The organism is Pseudomonas sp. NBRC 111139 (assembly GCF_001753955.1).
Taxonomy (GTDB): domain Bacteria; phylum Pseudomonadota; class Gammaproteobacteria; order Pseudomonadales; family Pseudomonadaceae; genus Aquipseudomonas; species Aquipseudomonas alloputida.
The window spans coordinates 44592-50591 of sequence record NZ_BCBP01000057.1; the positions used below are offsets into that span (position 1 = coordinate 44592).

The window sequence follows — 6000 nt, forward strand, 5'->3', positions numbered from 1 at the left end:
CAGCCAGGAGGCCAGCGTAAGCTCCGCCGACGTGGCCGACGCCGTGCACCAGATGATGATCATCATGGAAGAGCAACTCGGCGAACTGCAGCAGGCCTCGGTCAGCGCCGAGCAGATGAAACAGGCCATGGACGAAGTGGTCAGCCGCGCACGCGCGCAGTACCAGGCGGTGCAGGCGGGCACCCAGTCGATCCGCGATGTGGTGGCGCGCTCATCATCCAGCGTGCAGCGGCTCGACAGCCGCATGGTCGAGATCGACAACATCACCGGGTTGATCAGCGAAATCACCAACCAGACCAACCTGCTGGCGCTCAATGCCGCTATCGAGGCGGCACGGGCCGGGGAGCATGGTCGTGGCTTCGCGGTGGTGGCCGACGAGGTACGCAGCCTGGCCGCACGCACCTCGCGTGCCGCCGACGACATTCGCCATATGGTCGAGAGCCTGCAGGGCGAAACCCGGCAGGCGGTAAGCTTCATGGAGCAGGGCGTGCAGGATGTCGACAACAGCCTGCGCCTGGCGGAGGACGCGTCTTCCGAAAATGTGCAACTGCACCAGGCGGTGGAGGGCATGTTCGCCATCATCCAGCAGCTCAACCGTCGCAGCGTGGAATACGGCAAGACGATCGAGCAGGTCAACCAGTCCTCCAGCGAGATGCGCCAGACCGCCCTGGTGCTGCAAAGCAGTGCGCAGAAGGTGAAGGTGGATGCTGGCAAGTTGCAGAAGCTGGTGGGGCAGTTCGAAGTCAGCGATGATGGCGAACGAGGCGTCGCTGCTTGAGTAACGCACCTGTCCGGTAACCCGGGAGTCCGTCATGATCCGGCTGGCTGTACGTGCCACTCATCAGGTGCAAGCCAGCCCCGATGGCTGCTGACTTCCAGGCCGGTAGCGGACGAAGGGCGGGTTTGCCCGCGAAGAAAGCAAAACGATCAATGGTAGCGGCTCTGCTGGTGTGAGCCGGTCCGCCATCTCCGCCATCAGCCCAGCCGAAAAAGCCGCGCAATGGCTCAAGGTCTGTGGCAGTGTTGGCTATCTGGCCAGCCCCACAGGGACCGACATGCAAACTCGCAAAACCGGTGTTCGCGCCCAGCAGGCCGACCGCACCCGGGACAATATTCTCAAGGCCGCAGTGAAGGTCTTCAGCAAGGAAGGCTTCACTGGTGGGCGCATCGAGCAGATCTCCACACTGGCCAAGTCCAACGACCGGATGATCTATTACTACTTCGGCAGCAAGGAAAAGCTGTTCATCAGTGTGCTGGAGCACATCTATGCCAGCTTCAACCAGGCCGAAGCGAAGCTGCGCCTCGACCTCGCCGACCCTGAGCAGGCCCTGCGCGAACTGGTGGCATTCATCTGGGACTATTATGTGCGCCACCCCGAATTCGTCACCATCCTCGCCACCGAAAACCTTCACCAGGGCTTGCACGCGCGCAAGTCGCAAAACCTCAGGGCGCTGTCCGGCGAGGCGGTCGGCGTGCTGCGGCCGATCATCGAGGCCGGACAAGTAAAGGGCCTGTTCCGCGACGATATCTGCATTACCCACGCCTACCTGATGATTGCCTCGCTCTGCTATTTCTATAACTCCAACCGCCATACGCTCAGCTCGTTCCTGGCCGTGGACCTGGCGGACAAGCAGGCCAAGGCCGATTGGCTGGCCTTCATCAGTGACCTTGCGCTGCGCGGCTTGCGCCGCTGAGCCTCAGTGGCTGCCAGGGTTGGCGCGTACCTGCGCAGCCTTGGACGCCAGCCCTTGCCAGGCCGGTTTGTCGGCGGCAAAACGATGGCGCAGGTAGGCCGCGAGGTCGGCTACCTGGCGGTCCGACAGGCTGTCCTTGAAACCGGGCATGTAGCCCAGGTCGCGGGTTGCCGGGGTCGGAATGCCGTGCAGCACCACGCGCAGCAGGTTGTCCGGCAGGTCACTATGGACGTTGCTGTTGACCGCCATCGACGGGCTGACGCCAAACAGCTTCGGCCCCAGCCCATCACTGTGGCAGGCCAGGCATGCACCTTTGAATACCCGCTCGCCGTTGCTCAGCGACACTGGCGAGTCCACCTGAGGCGCGGCATTGGCCGCCAGTGCCTGCGGCTCGCCATCCAGGGAGCTGAGGTAGTGGGCGATGGCGCGCACGTCGCTTTTTGGCAGGGTGGCAAGCTCACTGACCACCGGGCCCATGGGGCCGGCCGCCACGCCGTGTTTTTCGGAGAAGCCGGTGCTGAGGTAGTTGAACAACTCGTCTTCGCTCCACGGCGTCGATGACTTGCCCAGGGCATTCAAGGCCGGGGCCTCCCAGCCATCGACCATGCCGCCAGCAAGGTAGCTGCTACCGCCTTTTTCTGCGCCCATCAGGTTGCGCGGCGAATGGCAGGCCGTGCAGTGGCCCAGGCCGTCGACCAGGTAGGCACCGCGGTTCCACTGTGCGCTGCGCTGCGGGTCGGGCTGGTATTCGCCGCGTTGCAAAAACAGCGCATTCCAGCCGGCCATCAGCGGCCGCTGGTTGAACGGGAAGCGCATCTGGTTGGCGGGCGCTTCCTGGCGTACCGGGGTTTGCGACATCAGGTAGGCATACAGCGCTTGCAGGTCGGCGTCGTTGATGTTGCGAAACGAGGTGTAGGGAAACGCCGGGTACAGGTGCCGGCCATCGCGGCTGATACCTTCGCGCATGGCCCGCTCGAAGGCAGCGAAGGACCAGCGGCCGATACCGGTTTCTGGGTCGGGGGTAATATTGGTGCTGTACAACGTGCCAAAAGGCGTATCCATTGCCAGCCCCCCGGCATTGAACTTGCCGCCGCCGACCGTATGGCACACGGCGCAGTCGCCGGCCGCCGCCACCTGGCGCCCGCGCTCGAGCATGGCGGCGCTCCAGCTGCCGACACCAGGTGGCGTTACCGGGGCGATTTCAGCGCGCCAGGGCAAGGCGGTGGCAAGCATGCCCAATGCGGCGCCGAACACCCCGGCCAGCGAGCCGAACCACCACTTCGAACGCTTGGTTGACGGCTGCGCTGGCGCGGGTGCATCTGGCCCTTGGCCTTCGCCACCGAGCGCAGCGCGCACGCGTTCGGCAGTGATCGGCAGCTCGCGAAAACGAATGCCGGTGGCGTCGAAAATGGCATTGGCGATGGCCGCTGCGCTGGGTACCGAGGCTGACTCGCCACTGCCCATTGGCGGCTCGTGCTGGCGCGGCAGCATCATTACGTCGATAGCTGGCACCTCGGGGAAGGTCAGGATCGGGTAGCCGCCCCATTCCTTGCTCGCCACCGTCGACTCTTCGAAGCTGACCTGCTCCTTGAGCGCCCGGCTGGTGGACTGGATGACGTTGCCGTGGATCTGGTGACGCACGCCCTCGGGGTTGACCATCATGCCGGCATCGTGGCCGATCACCACGCGGGTGACGGCCACTTCGCCCGTGCGCCGGTCCACTGCGACATCAGCCACCCAGGCTGCCCAGGCCGCGCCGAAGCCGGGGAATTTACTGTGGATATAGCGCGCATAGGCAAAACCCCGGCCGCGCAGCACATCACCTTCGGCCTGTGTCTGCATGGGCCGGGTATGTGGCTGCCATTGCGCGCGTTCAGCGGTGGCTTTGACCAGGTCGATGGCGCGCGGGTCGGACAGGTGCTTGAGGCGATATTCGACCGGGTCGACGCCAGCGGCGAAGGCCAGCTCATCAATGTACGACTCGTGGGCGAAGCTGTTGGGCATGGCCGACACCCCCCGCATCCATGAGGCACGCACCAGTGGCGTCATGTCATTGATGGTGACGCGCATGTGTTCGTAATCGTAAGGCGGGATCGACGTGCGATCGCCCATCTCGAACAGCGCCGGCACCGGTTCCACGGCACCGGTCAGCAGCAGGGCCAGGGTGGGCGCGCCATTGGACGGGTAGCTGGTCTGGAAGTCATAGGCAGCCACGCTGCCATCGGCGTTCAGGCCACCGTCGATTTCCATCAACTGCGCGGTGCCCTTGGGCTCCCACACGTGTTCCTGTTCGCGGGTCAGCTGCACCCGCACCGGGCGCTGCACCGCACGCGACAGCAGCACCGCGTCGGCGCACACGTCATCGGCGCAGTTGCGGCCATAACAGCCGGCTGCCTCCATGCGAATGATCTCGATGCGTGCTTCGTCGCACGCCAGCAGCCAGGCCAGGTCTGCGCGCAGCAGGTGCGGGTTCTGCGTACCTGACCACACGCGGATCTGCCCTGCGGTGAAGTCGGCCAGCGCACATGATGGGCCGATCGATGCGTGCAGCTGGTACGGCCACAGGTAGCTGCGGCTCAGGCGCTGGCTGGCATTGGCGATGCCGCCGTCGACATCGCCCTGGTCCAGCACGGTGCGCTGCACGCGCGGGTTGTCGCGGATGGCCTGGGCGACATCGCTAAGGTCGGGCAGCTTGCCTGTGAATGGCTTCCAGCTGATTTTCAGCTCATGGGCTGCACGGATGGCTTGCTCTTCGCGCTCTGCCACCACGCCGACGAAGTCGCGGATGACCACCACGGCGACCACGCCGGGTAGATGGGCGATGGAGGATTCATCCACCGCCAGCAGGCTGTTGCCGACAAAGTCGCCGCTGTCATGGCCGGCATAGGGCGGGCGGATGACCCGACCGTGAAGCATGTCGGGCAGGCGCATGTCGTGCACATAGGTCAGCTCGCCGGTGGCCTTGCCTGGGATGTCTACCCGTGGGGCGCTGCGCCCGACCAGCCGGTAGTCCTCGACGGCTTTCAGTGGGGCATCGTCGGCGATGCGCAGTGGCTGGTTATCACCTTGCACCAGTTCGGCGAAGCTCAGGGTGTTGCCGTTGCCGTCGACCACAGTGCCTTCTTCAATGCGCAGGGCCTGGACCTCGCAGCCAAGCCGTTGTGCAGCCTGTTGCAAAAGGTAGCGCCGCGCGGTGGCCGCAGCCTTGCGCAAGGGCACGGCGGAAATCTGCAGGGTGGCGCTGGCAATGGTCGCGCCCTGGTTGGGTGCCCGCTCGGTGTCGCCCAGCACCATGTGCACCTGGTCCATGCGCAGGTCCAGCTCTTCGGCGACGATCTGCGCCAGCGAGGTGCGGATGCCAGTGCCCAGGTCGACATGACCATTGAAGGCGTAGACCATGCCGTCGTCGCTGACCGCGATGAACAACGCCAGCTCACGTTCCTTGGCTGGAGGTGTCACGCCCTTGGCCACTGGGCCTGAGGGTGGGGTGATCTGGTCGACGATCAGCAACACGCCGGTCTTGGCCAGCAGTTGGTCGCGGCTGGGCACCTGTTGTGAGTGGTTCATGACTTTCTCCGGGTCTCGGCAGCGCGGCGCACGGCGCGCAGGATTTCGACGTGGGTGCCACAGCGGCACAGGTTGCCGGACAGCTCATTGCGAATCTGTTCGTCACTGGGCTCGGGAATGCGGTCGAGCAGGGCCTTGGCAGTCATGATCATGCCGTTCATGCAGTAACCACACTGGGCCGCTTGCTCATCGATGAACGCCTTTTGCACCGGGTGCGGCGCGGCCTTGCAGCCCAGCCCTTCGAGGGTGGTGATATCGCGGCCGGCGGCGCCGGCCAAGGGGATGACGCAGGAGCGGGCGGCCACGCCATCGATGATCACCGTACACGCCCCACACTCGCCCAGGCCGCAGCCGTACTTGGGGCCGTTCAGGCACAGGTCGTTGCGCAGGATCAGCAGCAGCGGGGTGTCAGGCATCGCGCTGACTTCGACGGGCTGGCCGTTGACCTGCAGGGAGATGGTTGTTTGCATTATTGGCTCATCTCTGGAGGTTGCTTGCGCTACCAAAGGACTCAAATGACGCGAGCGTTTCGGTAAGTACTCACTACATGAAATGAGTGAGCAAGAAGCAGGCCAGAGATGAATTTGCAGAGCGCTGTGGTGGGGGGCAGGGAGGAAGATTGTCGGCGTCTGGGAAATCGAGCGCCGCCCGCGCGGCGCATCGCGCTGTGCCGAACCCCCCGATGCGTGTGTGTAGGAGCGGGTTTACCCGCGAATACGGTAGCGGCGGCAACGGTGAT

Annotated in this window: 4 protein-coding genes; 2 read left to right on the forward strand and 2 right to left on the reverse strand. The window is 64.6% G+C overall.

All coding sequences use genetic code 11. The features are described 5' to 3' along the window. Nucleotides 1–127: 127 nt before the first annotated feature. A complete protein-coding gene (locus tag BJQ17_RS32630; RefSeq protein ID WP_370626975.1) occupies nucleotides 128–778 on the forward strand; it encodes a methyl-accepting chemotaxis protein in 651 nt (216 codons plus the stop codon). 277 nt (nucleotides 779–1055) lie between these two features. Further along, nucleotides 1056–1694: a TetR family transcriptional regulator gene (locus BJQ17_RS22065; RefSeq protein ID WP_014590411.1), complete on the forward strand. Its 639-nt coding sequence runs from the start codon at nucleotides 1056–1058 to the stop codon at nucleotides 1692–1694. 3 nt (nucleotides 1695–1697) lie between these two features. Here BJQ17_RS22065 and BJQ17_RS22070 read toward each other — a convergent pair whose 3' ends face one another. Both BJQ17_RS22070 and BJQ17_RS22075 read right to left on the reverse strand, forming a co-directional pair. Beyond that, nucleotides 1698–5261: a molybdopterin cofactor-binding domain-containing protein gene (locus BJQ17_RS22070; RefSeq protein ID WP_070096645.1), complete on the reverse strand. Its 3564-nt coding sequence runs from the start codon at nucleotides 5259–5261 to the stop codon at nucleotides 1698–1700. After that, nucleotides 5258–5731, reverse strand: a complete 474-nt coding sequence (locus BJQ17_RS22075; RefSeq protein ID WP_070096646.1) for a (2Fe-2S)-binding protein — start codon at nucleotides 5729–5731, stop codon at nucleotides 5258–5260. The genes BJQ17_RS22070 and BJQ17_RS22075 overlap by 4 nt, the downstream gene beginning before the upstream one ends. Between the last annotated feature and the right edge of the window lie 269 nt (nucleotides 5732–6000).